Genomic DNA, 16,510 nt, shown 5'->3' with positions numbered 1-16,510 from the left:
TAATTCTATATGTTTTTGATTTTAACATTTTACTCTATTCAGTCTATCTTGAATATATTAACCATTTATGGAGTTTTGTATGTCTAAGAAAATGAAAACTATGGACGGCAACACCGCCGCCGCATATATCGCATATGCACTAAGTGATACAGCCGCTATCTACCCTATTACTCCTTCTTCCGTAATGGGTGAAGTTGCTGACGAATGGGCCTCAAAAGGTAAAAAGAATATTTTTGATCAAGTAGTTCAAATACGCCAGCTTCAATCAGAAGCCGGTGCTGCCGGAGCGACTCACGGGTCTTTGGCTGCCGGAGCTTTAACCACTACGTTTACAGCATCTCAAGGCTTGCTCTTGATGGTGCCTAATATGTATAAAATTGCCGGCGAACTCTTACCGAGCGTATTCCACGTTTCTGCAAGAGCTTTGGCCGCTCAAGCCCTCTCTATTTTTGGCGATCATCAAGACGTTATGGCGGCTCGCCAAACCGGTTTTGCTTTCCTTGCTTCTTCTTCTGTTCAAGAAGTTATGGACTTAGCCTTGGTCTCTCATATGGCAACTTTAGAGACTTCCGTACCTTTCTGTCATTTCTTTGATGGATTCCGTACTTCTCACGAAGTTTCAAAAATCGAAGAAATCAGCTATGATGAAATTAAATCTTTGATAAATCACGATAAAATCGCTGAGTTCCGCCAAAACGGAATGCGTCCTGAAAACCCACAAGTACGTGGAACAGCTCAAAACCCTGATGTTTATTTCCAATCTCGTGAAGCTGCTAATAGTTTTTATGAGGCCGTACCTAATATCGTTCAAGCTTGTATGGATAAAGTAGCCAAAGTAACGGGAAGAAAACACCACCTCTTTGATTATGTCGGACACCCAAAAGCAAAATACGTTGTTGTTTGTATGGGTTCTGCCTGTGAAACATTGGAAGAAGTAGTAAATTATCTCGTTGCCAAGGGCCAAAAAGTCGGCTTGGTAAAAGTTCGTTTATTCCGTCCTTTCAGCCCAAAAGCTTTATTGCGTGCAATTCCCGTAACAGCTCAAAACATCGCTGTTCTTGATCGTACAAAAGAACCCGGAGCATTAGGCGAACCTTTATATCTTGACATTTGTACCGCTTTTATGGAAGCAAAAATTCGTCCGAATATCGTTGGCGGTCGTTATGGTCTTGGCTCTAAAGACTTTACTCCGGCTATGGCAAAAGCAGTTTTTGACAACCTTCTCTCTATCGAACCTAAAAACCACTTTACTGTTGGTATAGAAGACGATGTTACCTATACATCTTTAGCGATCGAAGAAAACTTAAATACCGTACCTGCCGGAACCGTACAGTGTAAATTCTTTGGTCTTGGTGCTGACGGAACTGTTGGAGCTAACAAACAAGCTATTAAAATTATTGGTGATAACACAGATTTATACGCTCAAGGTTACTTTGCTTATGACTCTAAAAAGTCAGGCGGTTTTACCGTTTCTCACTTACGTTTCGGTAAAGATCCAATTCAATCAACTTACCTTGTAAACAGTGCCGATTACATTGCCTGTCATAAATCTGCTTATGTAAATCAATATGATATACTCGAAGGCATCAAAGAAGGCGGAGTTTTTGTTCTTAACTCTGAGTGGAACACTATTGCCGATATGGAAAAAGAATTGCCTGTAGCAATGAAGCGTACTATCGCCGCTAAAAAACTTAAATTCTACAACGTTGACGCCGTAAAAGTTGCCGGTGAAGTTGGTCTTGGCGGACGTATTAACATGATCATGCAAACAGCTTTCTTTAAACTTTCAAATGTATTGCCATTTGAACAAGCTGTTGCATTATTAAAAGAATCCATCAAAAAAACCTATGGCAACAAAGGCGACAAGATCGTTAACCAAAACATCGAAGCCGTTGATAAAGCCATTAACGCAATTCAAGAAGTTAAATATCCTGAAAGCTGGATAAACACTACCGAATCTGCTTGCTCAAGCTGTTTTGATACTTGCAACACCTGTGGTAGTGAAGGACTCAATGAATACGTTGAAAGTGTTGTTCGCCCAATTTTAGCTCAAAAAGGCGATACACTTCCTGTTTCTTCCTTCTCTCCTGATGGTGTTACTCCTTTAGGAACAGCCGCTTATGAAAAACGTGGCGTAGCAATTGATGTTCCTGAGTGGCAATCTGAAAACTGTATCCAATGTACACAGTGTTCTTATGTTTGTCCTCATGCGGCTATTCGTCCTATTCTTGCAACAGCTGACGAACTCGAAGGTGCTCCTGCAAGCTTTAAAACCATTGACGCTATCGGTAAAGAGCTTAAAGACCACAAACTTAAGTTCCGTATGCAAGTATACGCTCAAGACTGCCTTGGTTGTGGTTCTTGTGCCGAAGTTTGTCCGGCAAAACAAAAAGCTTTGGTTATGAAACCTATTGCTACTCAATTGGCTGATCAGGTTGCTAACCTGAAATTTGCAGATTGCAACGTAAGTCTTAAATCTGACCTCATGCCTCGTGATACCCTTAAAGGATCACAGCTTCAACAGCCTCTTCTCGAATTCTCCGGTGCTTGTGCCGGTTGTGGTGAAACCCCTTATGTAAAATTGATTACTCAACTGTTCGGCGAACGCATGATGATTGCTAACGCTACCGGTTGTAGTTCTATTTGGGGTGCTTCAGATCCAACAACTCCATACTGCACAAACCAAGACGGACACGGTCCTGCTTGGGGTAACTCTTTATTCGAAGACGCCGCCGAATATGGATATGGATTTAATATGGCTATTACTCAAGGGCGTAGCAAACTTGCTGACCTTGTTAAAGAAGCCAAAGAGCTTGATATTCCTGCTGAATTAAAAACAGCAATGAATAACTGGCTTACCAATATGGACGATGCCGAACTTTCTAAGCAATATGGCGAAGAAGTATTGGCACATTTAGGCTCTTCTTTAAACTACCCTATTATGCACCAAATTTGGCATATGTCTGATATGTTTACCAAAAAATCAATCTGGATCTTTGGTGGCGACGGTTGGGCTTATGACATCGGTTTTGGTGGCGTTGACCACGTTATCGCCTCAGGTCAAGATATTAATATCTTTGTTATGGATACCGAAGTTTATTCCAACACAGGTGGACAATCTTCAAAAGCGACTCCTCTCGGTGCTATCGCTAAGTTTGCCAACGCTGGTAAACGTATCGGTAAAAAAGACCTTGGTGCAATCGCCATGACTTACGGTTATGTTTACGTTGCCTCTATTTCTATGGGTGCAAATAAACAACAAGCCCTTAAAGCAATCAAAGAAGCCGAAGCCTACAAAGGTCCTTCTATTGTTATCGCCTACGCTCCTTGTATCAACCAAGGTATCCGTAAAGGCATGGGCAAGAGCATGGAAGAAGGCAAGTTAGCGGTAGAATCAGGCTATTGGCCTCTATATCGCTACAACCCTGAACTTGTTGCTGAGGGTAAAAATCCATTAACACTTGACAGTAAAGCCCCTGATGGAACACTCCAAAGCTTCTTATCAGGCGAAAACCGCTATGCACAACTTGAAAAAATGGAACCGGAAGTTTCTAAAACTCTGCGTGCTGAAATAGAAAAAGATTATATCCGCAGATATAACCATTTGAAACAACTTGCTGGTTTACCACCTGTTTCTGATAAAATAGAAGGTTAAATTTTTACTTTTCAGTATAATTTTTTAACTTTCAATTATTGACATATTGAAATCCGATAGTTGAAAAACAATTTTGACTATCGGATTTTTATAATACCCAATATAAAGGGTAGAGATAATTTATCTAACACACTAGAAAACTTCTTAAAAAGGATAATCATATGGCTTTAAATCCCTCTTTAATAAAAGAATTTGAAACAATTTTAGGAAAAGACAACGTCTTAACAAGCGAAGTCGATCGTCAATCATACTCTTATGATGCGGCAGTATTAGAACCGGTTGTTCCACAAGCCGTTTTACGCCCTACTAATTCGGAACAACTTGGAAAAACTATTAAACTTGCTTATGAAGAAGGTTTACCGATTACCGTTCGTGGTTCAGGCACAAACCTTTCAGGCGGAGTAATTCCCGAAAAAGAAGGCGGAGTTGTAATTTTAACCAACGCTCTAAATAAAATTCTTGAAATTAACCAAGAAGACTTATACGCCGTAGTTCAACCCGGAGTAGTTACTGCTCAATTTGCAGCCGAAGTAGCAAAAGTCGGCTTGTTCTACCCGCCTGATCCGGGTTCACAAAGCGTTTCTACCCTTGGTGGTAACGTTGCTATGAACGCCGGCGGTCTGCGTGGTTTAAAATATGGCGTAACCAAAGATTACGTTATGGGTATGGAAATATTTGATGTTGAAGGAAACTTGGTTAAAACAGGTTCTAAAACCGTCAAATGTGTAACAGGTTACAACATGGCGGGTTTAATGATCGCCAGCGAAGGAACTCTTGGAGTTTTTAACGAAATTATTCTTAAACTTGTTCCACCTCCAAAAGCCAGTAAAGCAATGATGGCTGTTTTTGACGATATTAACAAAGCCTCTGAAACTGTTGCCAACATTATCGCCGCTCATATTGTACCTTGTACTTTAGAGTTAATGGACGCTAATTCAATTAAATACGTTGAAGATTATACCAAAGCCGGTTTACCTGTTGATGCTGCTGCTATTTTATTGATTGAAGTAGACGGTGGTCATATCCAGTTAGTAGAAGACGACGCTAATGCCGTTGTTGAAATCTGTAAAAAAACCGGGGCAACTGACGTTAAAATAGCTCAAAATGCGGCTGAAAAAAATAAACTTTGGGAAGCACGTCGCAACGCATTACCTGCTTTAGCTCGTGCCAAGCCAACTACCGTTCTCGAAGATGCGACTGTTCCACGCTCTAAAATTCCTGCCGCTATTCGTGCCTTTAACGAAATTGCCAAAAAATACGACCTTGCAATCGGTACTTTTGGTCATGCCGGCGACGGAAATCTTCACCCAACAATACTTTGCGATCGTCGCAATAAAGAAGAGTTTGAAAGAGTTGAAAAAGCTGTTGACGAAATCTTTGATATTGCCCTTAAGCTTCAAGGAACTTTATCCGGTGAACACGGAATAGGAATCGCAAAAGCCAAGTGGATGGAAAAAGAAACAAACCGTGCGACTATCGAGTTTTCTAAGCGTTTACGCAAAGCTCTTGATCCTAAATATTTGCTTAACCCAAGCAAAAAGATTGTTTAGAAGGAGTCTTTGATGTCAAACCAGTCCACAGATAAACTAAAAAAATTAAGACAAATGCTTATGGAGCTTGACGATAACCTCGTAAGCTGTATGCGTTGTGGTATGTGTCAGGCGGTTTGTCCCGTTTATGGTGCTACCTTAAAAGAAGCAGATGTCGCAAGAGGTAAAGTCGCCCTCTTGGAAAACCTTGCCAACGAGATGATCTCTGACCCTGTAGGCGTTAACGAAAAACTAAACCGCTGTTTGTTATGCGGTTCTTGTGCGGCTAATTGTCCCTCAGGCGTAAAATTAATGGATATTTTCTTAAACGCAAGAGTTATCATTAAAGAATATTTAGGCTTGTCTTTATTGCAAAAAGCTATCTTCAGGGGAATGCTCTCAAACCCCGGTATTTTTAACTCTTTGCTCTCAATCGGCTCTAAGTTCCAAGGTTTGATGGTTAAAGATACGGGCGATATTCAAGGTGCTTCTTGTGCCGCCATGTTAGACCCGATTATCGGAAAACGCCACTTTGTTAAGCTTGCCGATAAGCCTTTTCACAGTATTGCCAAAAACCTTAATGTTCCCGGTCGTCCCGGAATGCCTAAGGTCTTTTTCTTCCCGGGTTGCGTTACTGATAAAATGCTTCCGCAAATTGGCGAAGCCTGTTTAAAAGTCTTTAATTATCATGGAGTTGGAGTATGCATGCCTGAAAAAATGGCGTGTTGCGGAATTCCGCCTTTAGCTTCCGGTGATATTCAAAGCTTTGAAAAACTCGTACGCCAAAACCTTGAAATCTTTGATAACAGCGAGTTTGATTATTTAATCACACCTTGTGCCACTTGTACCGCTACTTTTAAAGAAGTATGGACGACAATGGCAGATTATTTTAAACCCGCAGAACGTAAAAAAATTCAAGCTATCCATGACAAAGTTATGGATATTAATGAATTTTTAGTAAAAATATTAAATGTTAAGCCGGAATCAATGCCAAAAGGCGGAACAAAACTGACTTATCACGATTCTTGTCATATGAAAAAATCACTTGGCGTTAGTGCTGAACCACGCCAGATTTTAGGTATGAATGATAAATATGAATTCGTTGAAATGGCTGAAGCCGACCGCTGTTGTGGTTCAGGCGGAAGCTTTAACATCTATCATTATGATTTATCAAAACAAATTGGTCAACGTAAACGCAATAATATCATAAACTCAGGTGCTGATATTGTTACCGCCGGTTGTCCTGCTTGTATGATGCAAATGATTGACGTGCTTTCACAAAACAAAGACAAGGTAGGAGTCAAGCATACTATTGAAATTTATGCTGATTCTCTTAATTAATCACTTAGTTTAAAAATAAAAAGACTGTCTGAATAAACTTATTTATCAGGCAGTCTTTTTTTATAATTCCACTTTTTATTTAAACTGTTCACTTCCCCTAAAATAGAACCATTGCAAAACTGTTTTTTGCATACTTTGTCATTATACGTAATTAGAGTTGAGTGTCTTCCCGAGATAAACCAGATAAAAACTATTGTGTAACAGTCTCTATCTCTTTTTCATCTAAATACACAAGGTAAGCATTAAAACTATATCCTGTTTGATAAATTTTTTCCAACAAGCCTAAATAACGCCTAACTTGTTGAATATGTGCATCTTCTTTTCCGCCGGTTTTATATTCCACAACCGAAATACTCTTTCCGTCATCAACCAACAGGTCTACTCTGTGTAATTTTTGATTTTCGTCTAAAATGTTTTGTTCTGCTACGCCATATTTCAACCAATCTTTTAACTGTGGCTCTTTGATCAACCAAAGCAACAGGTTCACAAGCTCTTTAGAAATCTGCTCCACATCAGGCACAGGCAAGGGAAAACCGCTAAGCCCCAAACGCACGGCAGCCTCAGCATCATGCCGATCATCTCCCGTTAAAAATAAATGTTCCAAACAAGCATGAACTAACATTCCACGGCGTTTTGGCGTAAAATTAAATTCCTCAAGTTGGTTACGAAAGATCTTTAAACGTGGCAACCACTGCATCGGTTGGAAGCTCGCAATTTTATCGTGTTGTGCGTTTAAATCAAATATCTGTTCTTTAATCAACTGCAAATTCTGATTTGTATTATAATCTGCTCTTTTCGGTTTATCCGCCAAGTTATCAATAGGTTTATCCATAGAATTAAAACCCTTAAACAACTCAGTTTCACCAAACTTATCATAATGCCTATTATCAAAACCGGAAATAAAACTTAAGCTTTCGCCTCTTTTTAATTCTAACTTATTCAATTCAAGAATCTTTTCAATACCCCTGATTGTCGGAGAAGAAGAAAGCTTTTCTTCCGCTGTATCAGCCATTGTGTTTTGTTCCGTTGATTTTTTTACACTACGATTAATGAATAAATGGGCTTCTTCTGCGGCTCTTGTCCAAGCCACATAAAGCAAATTTAAGGTTTCGGAAACACTTTTCACTTTTTCTTTAAACCACAACTCACCAATCTCTTTTTTACAAGGCAGTAAAAACTCTTGCCCATCAACAACACCCTCAACCAGCTTTACATCTTTATTGCTTGAACTGTCTGAATCATGATAAGGCACTATTAAAACAGGAAATTCCAAACCCTTTGAGTTATGAATTGTTAAAATACGAATAGCACTCAAATCTTCCGGTGCCGGTAGATGTATTTTTTCACAAACCTCATTCCAATATCCCAAAAACTCACAAATAGAGCTAAATCCCTGTTCTGCTCCCGAGTGTAACACTTCTAAAAAACGTGATAAATAGGCTTGTTGTTCAGTGTATAAATTCATCAAATCAAAACAGCGAATGAGTTCAGAAACGCAATCATAAGCGTTCATAAATGAGGCACTGTTTAAAAAAGGTTTGAAAAGCTTTGTCCACAAAACGGGAAAATCGTTTTTGAATGCGGATATTATATTACGTTCAAAGCTATTATCTTTATTGGATTTTATTTTTAATTCAGCCAACCAAGAAAAAATAAATTCACGTTCAAACCGGGCATGAGATAAAAACAAGTTTTGACTTGAAATAATTGTCCAAAAGGCAAGTTCATCTTGGGGATTATCCAAAAATCTCAAAAATGCCATCAACTCTTGAATCAATAGATTTTCCGACAACAAAAAACTCGCATTTGTAACAACAGGTAAGCCTAGTTCGCTTAACCACCCCGCTATTTGAGAAGCTTGTTTGTTTTTCCTGACTAAAATTGCTATCCCGCTTTGTCCACGCCTTTGAATAATATCTTTTAAAGTATTTTGCAGTTGAATACGCACGGCTTCTTCGATTTCGCCTTTTGATGCACCTTCAACAACACTTAAACGTACTAAACCCGCAGGCAAAGAGTCTTTTTTCTCAAGCTGTTCCGTATCTTTCTTTAAATCTTGTAAATTTTCTTTATTTTGTTCATCTAAAAGCATAGTTCTTGGCGGAAGCGCTTGTTCCGAACCTTCAAAAGAACGTTGCAAAAGTTCGGCACAAAGACAAATATCGGCGTTTGGCGTCTCTTTTGGCAACATCTCTTCCGCCACGGCGAAGGCTTTTTTATAATCTGCCAAGGTATTGAAAAAGTGATTATTAAATTCAACAACAGCCCGACTACTCCGCCAATTATATTTTAAATTGTCTTGTTTAAAATCAATAACTTTATTTTTTAAATCATTATATTCCGGAACTTCATCAAATAACGAAGCATCACCGCCACGCCAACCATAAATTGCCTGTTTAACATCACCCACATAAATTAAAGAACCGCCTCGAGAAATACATTCTTCGGCTAAAGGGGCGATTGCTCGCCATTGAGTGCGTGAAGTATCTTGAAATTCATCAATTAAAACATGAGCCAAATTAGCTCCCAAACGGCATAACGCAGTAGAAACACCAAGCTCACTACTCACTATTTCGCCGGCTCCGCTATAAATTCTTTCGGACGGAATTTTACCATGTATTTCTTGCAAAGAACAAAGTTCTGAAAAAACAGGTTGAACCAGTTCAATAAAAGGTAAATATTCAAGAATTAGTTTATATAAAACACCTTTTTGATAAAGAATTTGAGAAGCATCTTTAAACGTTTGGTAATCTTTTTCTAAAAAAGCGTTAATTTTATCCTGATCTTTTTTGAGAACTAAAGCCTCTAAGCTATCTTTTTCATAAAGTGCAGAATATTTTGGAATAGATAATCCATAGGAATTTATTGCTTTTCCCAAAGCGTTTGAAGCATTTTTACTCAAAGCGATATTGTTTTCGGCAATATTTTTTGAAAGTGTTTGAGCTGTGTTTTGAAAATGACCATGTATTTTTTTAAAACGAGTTTTAAGTTCATCTGAACTAACAGTTAAAAAACGGGAAAAATAATTTGCCTGTTCATTCTCAACCTGCAAAAACGGCATATTCACAAAACCAAGTTCGACTAAGCTTTGCAAGCGTTCCGTCAAAGCTTTACGCAAAATAAAACCTCGACTGTTTGTATATAACAATAAGCTTTGAATTGCCTCTCTAAATAAAGAGTTTAATTCCCTATCTCCTTGAGCCAGTCTTAAAACCAAGGCATCATAAACCGGATCAAAATAATCTTTAGAAGAAAAAGCCGGCTGAAAATCAGGGGGCAAAGATAAATCTAACGCCGACAAACGAGCCAACTGGGTCAATAAACTGTCAATAGTGCGAATATTTAAAGCGGCATAAGACGCTAAAATTCTTTTAAGCCAGCTCTTCGCCTGTCCCTTACTCAAAGTAAATTCATCTTTTTTCTGTTTTTTGAGTTCTAAATTGTCAGGGGCTAACGCAAAGGTTTTTAATGTCTTCAAAATACGCTCTTTCATTTCAGCCGCCGCTTTATTGGTAAAAGTAACAGCTAAAATATCAGACCACGCATAAGATAAGGTTTCGTCAAAAAGGCTTGCCTGAGTATTTTTGAGTAAAGGCTTGTGTTCTTGTTTTTTATAAAGACGACATAACGCACTCTGCCTTTCTTTTGAGTCTTTTAATAAAGTTAAAAAATCTCTGGTGAGTGTATAAGTTTTTCCCGAACCGGCAGAGGCTTTTATTTGTTTTAACATGATTATACTCTTTTTTCTTTAACTAGTTAAAACTTTTATTCAAATTAATCTATGAGAGGCTATTTCACAATAATCTCATAGTGGCTTGCACCAGAAAGATACTCTAAAAACCACGAATAAGGCATTACAAAATATCACGACAACTGAAAATTTTAAAAATTATTTTTCTGCTTTTTATACTGCAAAAAAATCTTTCCACGGCGGAGAAGCCGAAAAAATGCGACCATCAGGCAAGGCAACCTTTTGTGCATGCAACAATAAACCTTTAAAAAGTTTTTTTTGAATATCAACACTCACAACGGGAAAATTACCATATTTAAAATCGCCCAAAACAGGGAAAGAACGACTCGCCATCTGTACTCTAATCTGATGTTTACGTCCGCTTAAAAGCTGTACTTCCAACAAGGAACAAAACCCAAGTTTAGGGTGCTGTTTAACACAAAGACATTTTGCCAAACTTAAAGCAAGTTTAGCCTTTGCATTATTCACACAACTGGCTTTAACAAGCTCTTTTTGGCTTTTAGCATCATAATCAAGGTAAAGATAATCTTGCAATAAAGTTTCTTGAGCCAAAGGGAAACGACCTTGAACCCAAACCAAATAAGTTCTTTGAACTATCTTTGGCAAAAGTTCAAAATATGGCATCAATTCTTTTTGATTGGTAACATACTGCTCTAGCTCGCCGTTTTTAAGAACGCCAGCTAACTTGATATTTTCGGTGTTTAATAAGTTTGATAGCTGTTGTTGAGCCTCTTGATTACGCCCACAAAGCACCAAACCCGAGGCAAATTTATCCAAACGATGTGCAGGAGCAGGTACAAAATAAGTATCTTGAAAATATTTTTTTAAGCGTTCAGATAAACTGTCATGCGTATTGCTTCCCGGTTGAACCGCCAAACCCGCAGGTTTAAAAAATACAAGTAATTCAGGTTCAAGAAATAACAACTTAGGGTTTTCGGAACAGGCTGCAATATTAGATTCTTGCGTTTTACCTTGAAAAGGTAACTCCAAACCAACAAACAACTCAGGCTCCGAACTCGCATTATTATTAAGATAAGAGATGGCAAAAGGTGGAATTCTAACAATATCACCTTGTTTTAGCGGAATATACGGAGTTGAACGCCCGCCGTTTACTCTAACTTGTCCGCTACGTATCCACTTTTGCAAAACAGACATGGTACAATCAGGCATTTTTTCTAAACGTAAACTTAAAAAATTAATGAGTTTACGCCCAGTTTCACTCTTGGTTACAAGAATACCTTTTTTTATCTCGGGGTTATCCTGAATCATTTCTGTTTTATATTCTGTAGTTAATACCATGTTTTTACTGCGTAATATCAATTTGAAACATATAATCTACTTTGCAGCTAAAGCCAATAAACTGCTAAAAGATTCTTCAACCGTTTGTTGTTCCGAAACATTTTGTTGTAAAAATAAAGCAATATCTTCACGCATGGCGATCGCTTTATCAATTTCATGGTTTGACCCGGAAACATAAGCACCAATATTAATCATATCCTCAACTCGTTTATAAGTCGCCATTAAAGAAGTAATTCTCCTACCGGCATTAATAATATTCGGTTCACAAATATCCGTCCGCAAACGGCTGATTGAACGCAAAACGTCAATAGCGGGAAAATGCCCCTGGTCCGCCAGCTCTCTGGTTAAAACAATATGACCGTCAATAATGGAACGTACACTGTCTGCGATCGGTTCGTTAAAATCATCTCCGTCAACCAAAACAGTATAAATACCCGTTATTGTTCCTTTACTACTACGCCCTGCTCTTTCAAGCAATTTGGGAAGTTGGGCAAAAACAGTCGGAGTATAACCTTTTGTTGTCGGTGGTTCTCCGATTGCCAAACCGATTTCACGAGCTGCCATAGCAAAACGAGTAACAGAGTCCATCATTAACAAAACGTCTTTCCCTTGATCTCTAAAATATTCCGCCACAGCCGTAGCAGCATAAGCCGCCCGCATACGCACAAGCGGACTTTCATCAGAAGTAGAAATAATTAAAACAGAGCGAGCCATTCCCTCAGGGCCTAAATCTTTCTCAATAAATTCAAGAACTTCTCGCCCACGTTCACCAATCAGTGCAATAACGTTTACATCAGCTTTAGTATAGCGAGCCATCATTCCCATAAGAGTCGATTTACCAACACCCGAACCCGCCATAATCCCAACTCTTTGTCCTTTGCCCAAAGTTAAAAGAGCGTTGATAGTACGCACTCCAACATCTAAAATATCAGTAATACGAGGCCTGCTCAATGGGTTTGGAGGTGAGGCATAAATAGGCACAACATCATCAAGGTTAATTACAAGATCAGACATTAATGGTTTTCCAAAAGCATCAAAAGAATGTCCGAGGCTGGCGGCTCCAACGGGAAACAAAGGCGGAAGACTACTATTGCGAATTAAACTTCCGGGTTTTACGCCTCTTAAATCTCCGTAAGGCATAAACAGTAACTTTCCGTCTCTAAAGCCGACAACTTCCGCAGCAATCATGTTTGCAGCAGCATCGTCTTTTAATTCTCCGTTTAAAAAAGATACGCCCTCAGGAATAATATGACAAACAGCACCCAAAGGAGCTTCTATTCCGCTTCCCTCAGCGACCAAACCAACAACTTTGGTTACCTTTCCGTAACTTGCTGTTGTATCTAAGTTATTGAGTTGTTTTATGCATGCAGAAGGTGGAAAAAACATGGGCAGACTCCGAAATTAAAGCTTAATATAAAAAAAATATAGGTATAAGCACAGTGTGTACTTATACCTATAACCAACTTATCAAATTAAATAAACAAAAAATTAAATAATGGTAATCGGCTTAATAACATCAGCATCTTTTGAATGCATCATTTCTAAACCTTTTTCAACACCCTCAAGACCGGAAAGGCGATGAGTAACCATTTTAGCAGGATCAACACGACCATATTTAACTAAAGCAATCATGCGTTCCATACGTACACGCCCACCTGGACAAAGCCCACTATGGATATACTTATGAGCCATACCACAACCCCAAGCTAAACGGGGGATAGGAAGAGAGTCGCCTTCTCCAAAATAGTTAATATTACCAATAACTCCACCCGGTTTTAACATAGTAACAGCATCACCCAACACAGAATTATCACCACCAGCAATAATCACATGGTCAACGCCATGATTTTTAGTTGCTTCAAGAATTTGTGTTACGATAGAACCTTGTTTGTAATTAACAATATCAGTAGCCCCATATTCTTTGGCAATCTTTACACAAGTAGGTCTGCTACCAACAGCAAATATACGCCCAGCACCACGTAAAGCAGCTCCTGCTACAGCCATTAAGCCAACAGGACCAATACCAATAACGGCAACTGTTGAACCAAACTGTACATTAGCCATTTCTACACCATGAAAACCAGTGGTCATCATATCGCACATCATTAAACCTTGTTCTAAACTTATACTTTCTGGTAAAATTGCGAGGTTCATATCAGCATCATTTACATGAAAGAACTCCCCAAAAACACCATCTTTAATATTTGAAAATTTCCAACCAGTGAGCATGCCTTCGGAATGTTGAGCAGGAACGCCCTCTTGTATAGCAGTCGTACGCCATTCTGGAGTAATCGCAGGCACAACAACTCTATCACCTTTTTTAAAGTCTCTTACTTCAGATCCAACTTCAACAACTCGTCCAACAGCTTCATGACCTAAAATCATGTTAGTTCTTTCGCCAATAGCACCACTGTAAACTGTATGAATATCAGAAGTACAAGGGGCTAAAGCCAGTGGTTCAACAAGTGCGTCAAAGGGCCCAATAATAGGACGCTCTTTGTTAATCCAAGCCGTTTTACCAATACACATCATTGCGAAACCTTTCATAACATACCTCATCTTATTTAGAAGTTACATGAAAAATAAAAAGCCTAACTAAATAATTGCATATAATCTATTAAAGTGCAAGGTGAACAAAAAATTATCTTGCGTTTTACAATTATCATTTTACAAACTAACAAAATGATTTTACTTGTAAATTGTATAAAAAGCATAAAAAACTATAATATAACCTTACAAAAGCAATGACTAAACCAGAAAAATCATTTAAACCAAAACGTACTTAAGAAAATGTAATAAAAAGAGTAAGTGGAGAGTTCAGTGTCCTTATTGAATTTACATGGAATAAGCCTTAATCTCGGTGGTAAAACAATACTCGATAATGTTGATTTTGCGGTTGAGCCGGGTGAACGAGTCTGCCTTATGGGGCGTAACGGAGCGGGAAAGTCTTCGCTACTCGCCTTGCTTGGCGGAAAACTTAAAGCAGACAGCGGCACTATAATAAGAGATTGCCCCATACTCGGTCAAATGCCCCAAGATGTTCCGCAAGCTTGGACAGGCTCTGTCTTAAAAGTAGTAAGCTCCGTTTTAGGCGAAGAAGGGCAAGCCTTAAACGCAGCCCATCTTTTTTCAACGGGCAAAGAAAAAGAACTGAATCCTCAAGAGTTTAAAACTGCTCAAAAATTGTTGGAACAAGGACATGCTTGGGAGCGTTACGGAGATGTTTTAAGTATTATCAACCACTTAGACTTAAACCCTGATGCCGATTTTTCAAGCCTTTCGGGGGGAACAAAACGCCGTGTTGCCCTCGCCGGGGCTTTATTGTGTTCTAATGACCTTTTATTGGACGAACCAACCAACCATCTTGATCTTAGCACCATTACTTGGCTTGAAGATTTTTTATTGCGTAAAGCTCGAACCCTTGTTTTTATCAGCCACGACAGGGCGTTTGCCCAACGCTTGGCAACACGCATGGTTGAAATAGACCGTGGCAAACTTTATAGCTATGGGTGTGGATTTGCTCAGTATACCGAAAAACGAGAAGAACGCCTCGAAATAGAAGAACGCCACTTTGCTCTTTTTGACAAAAAGCTCGCCCAAGAAGAAGTTTGGATTCGTCAAGGAGTAAAAGCCAGACGCACCCGCAATATGGGACGGGTCAGAGCTTTGGAAAAAATGCGTTCCGAAAGAAGGATCAGACGAGAAAAACAAGGTAATGTCCATCTTTTTGCCCAAGAGGCAGAACGCTCGGGGAAACTGGTAATTGAAGCAAACGAGGTAAGTTTCGCTTATCCTAATCAAACACCTTTATTTCAAAACTTTTCGACCGTAATTCAACGAGGCGACAAAATCGGCTTAATAGGTCAAAACGGCGTAGGAAAAAGCACTTTACTGCGTCTTCTTTTAGGCGAACTAAAACCAACAAGCGGTTCAATACGCCTAGGAACTCAACTTGAAATAAGTTACTTTGACCAACTAAGAGCCTCTTTAAACCCTGAAGAGTCGGTAATGGAAAGTGTTGCCGAAGGAAACGACGTTGTTACTATCGGGGGAAATACTCGTCATGTTGCCGGATATTTACAAGATTTTCTCTTCACACCCGACCGGTTAAGATTGCCGGTCAAAGTTCTATCCGGTGGAGAACGCAACCGCTTATTGCTCGCCAAGTTGTTTACTCGCCCTTCTAACCTTTTGGTACTCGACGAACCCACCAATGATTTAGATATGGAAACTCTTGAATTATTAGAAGAACTAATCTCCGATTATTCTGGAACAGTCATTATGGTCAGCCACGACAGAAGTTTTTTGGATAATTTGGTTACAAGCGTTTTGGCATTGGAAGGAGACGGACAGGTGCATGAATATGTCGGGGCATATACCGACTGGTTACGCCAACGCAGTCAGCAAGAAACCATAGAAAAAAACAATATTCAAGCAACAAAAACAAGCGTTTCTGAAAATTCCGCACCACAAAAACCCAAAAAGTTGAGTTTTAAAGAACAAAGAGAGATTGAAACGCTCAGAAAAGAACTAAGCGAATTGCCTCAACGTTTAACAGCCCTTGAAGAAACCCAAAAAACACTTGAACTAAAACTCTCTGACCCAAGCTTTTTTTCACAAAACCCCGACGAATTTGCCAGCATTGCGAAACAATTAGAAAAGCTCGAATCGGAACAAACCAAAATCCTCGAAAAATGGGAGGCGTTAGAGAAAAGATTAGAGGCACTGGGAGTTGAGGGATAGAGATTGATATTTAGTGGTGGATTAGCTGGGTGCATTTGAAGTTGTAGAAAAAAAGGCAGTACCGTTTGAAGATGGTATTGCCTTTTGCTTTATAAAAGAGTTATATTTTAACCCCAAAACACACAAATAACACCAGTAATATAAAAACAAAAAATATCTCTTAATTGATTAACAAGCTGTTCGTAGCCAATG

The 16,510-nt window shown here is 39.0% G+C and carries 8 protein-coding genes; 4 read left to right on the top strand and 4 right to left on the bottom strand.

Features of this window, described 5'->3' with window-relative positions; genetic code table 11:
• Positions 1–79: 79 nt before the first annotated feature.
• The 3 genes from nifJ to BT999_RS00530 all read left to right on the top strand — a co-directional run bounded on the left by nifJ (position 80) and on the right by BT999_RS00530 (position 6,525).
• Positions 80–3,655: a pyruvate:ferredoxin (flavodoxin) oxidoreductase gene (gene nifJ, locus BT999_RS00540; RefSeq protein ID WP_072695411.1), complete on the top strand. Its 3,576-nt coding sequence runs from the start codon at positions 80–82 to the stop codon at positions 3,653–3,655.
• 161 nt (positions 3,656–3,816) lie between these two features.
• Positions 3,817–5,205: an FAD-binding oxidoreductase gene (locus BT999_RS00535; protein ID WP_072695409.1), complete on the top strand. Its 1,389-nt coding sequence runs from the start codon at positions 3,817–3,819 to the stop codon at positions 5,203–5,205.
• A gap of 12 nt (positions 5,206–5,217) precedes the next feature.
• Positions 5,218–6,525, top strand: a complete 1,308-nt coding sequence (locus BT999_RS00530; protein ID WP_072695407.1) for a (Fe-S)-binding protein — start codon at positions 5,218–5,220, stop codon at positions 6,523–6,525.
• 190 nt (positions 6,526–6,715) lie between these two features.
• Here BT999_RS00530 and BT999_RS00525 read toward each other — a convergent pair whose 3' ends face one another.
• The 4 genes from BT999_RS00525 to BT999_RS00510 form a co-directional block, all read right to left on the bottom strand.
• Entirely contained in the window at positions 6,716–10,255 is a 3,540-nt protein-coding gene (locus BT999_RS00525) for a UvrD-helicase domain-containing protein (protein WP_072695405.1), read from the bottom strand.
• 174 nt (positions 10,256–10,429) lie between these two features.
• Positions 10,430–11,575, bottom strand: coding sequence for an RluA family pseudouridine synthase (locus BT999_RS00520; RefSeq protein ID WP_072695403.1), 1,146 nt, complete (start codon positions 11,573–11,575; stop codon positions 10,430–10,432).
• A 36-nt stretch (positions 11,576–11,611) separates the two neighbouring features.
• Positions 11,612–12,961 carry a FliI/YscN family ATPase gene (locus tag BT999_RS00515; RefSeq protein ID WP_072695401.1) on the bottom strand — a complete coding sequence of 450 codons (1,350 nt, stop codon included), beginning with the start codon at positions 12,959–12,961 and terminating at the stop codon, positions 11,612–11,614.
• A 102-nt stretch (positions 12,962–13,063) separates the two neighbouring features.
• Entirely contained in the window at positions 13,064–14,122 is a 1,059-nt protein-coding gene (locus BT999_RS00510) for an NAD(P)-dependent alcohol dehydrogenase (RefSeq protein ID WP_072695399.1), read from the bottom strand.
• 273 nt (positions 14,123–14,395) lie between these two features.
• Between BT999_RS00510 and BT999_RS00505 the strand changes: the two genes are divergently transcribed.
• Positions 14,396–16,318 carry an ATP-binding cassette domain-containing protein gene (locus tag BT999_RS00505; RefSeq protein WP_072695397.1) on the top strand — a complete coding sequence of 641 codons (1,923 nt, stop codon included), beginning with the start codon at positions 14,396–14,398 and terminating at the stop codon, positions 16,316–16,318.
• The last annotated feature ends 192 nt before the right edge of the window (positions 16,319–16,510 follow it).

The organism is Desulfovibrio litoralis DSM 11393, assembly GCF_900143255.1.
GTDB lineage: Bacteria > Desulfobacterota > Desulfovibrionia > Desulfovibrionales > Desulfovibrionaceae > Frigididesulfovibrio_A > Frigididesulfovibrio_A litoralis.
The sequence above is the reverse complement of the archived record's forward strand: the minus strand, read 5'-3'. Positions and strand labels throughout refer to the sequence as shown.

Coding starts and splice junctions, on each gene's coding strand:
- nifJ (WP_072695411.1), top strand. CDS start 80: ATGTCTAAGAAAATGAAAACTATGGACGGCAACACCGCCGCCGCATAT.
- BT999_RS00535 (WP_072695409.1), top strand. CDS start 3,817: ATGGCTTTAAATCCCTCTTTAATAAAAGAATTTGAAACAATTTTAGGA.
- BT999_RS00530 (WP_072695407.1), top strand. CDS start 5,218: ATGTCAAACCAGTCCACAGATAAACTAAAAAAATTAAGACAAATGCTT.
- BT999_RS00525 (WP_072695405.1), bottom strand. CDS start 10,255: ATGTTAAAACAAATAAAAGCCTCTGCCGGTTCGGGAAAAACTTATACA.
- BT999_RS00520 (WP_072695403.1), bottom strand. CDS start 11,575: ATGGTATTAACTACAGAATATAAAACAGAAATGATTCAGGATAACCCC.
- BT999_RS00515 (WP_072695401.1), bottom strand. CDS start 12,961: ATGTTTTTTCCACCTTCTGCATGCATAAAACAACTCAATAACTTAGAT.
- BT999_RS00510 (WP_072695399.1), bottom strand. CDS start 14,122: ATGAAAGGTTTCGCAATGATGTGTATTGGTAAAACGGCTTGGATTAAC.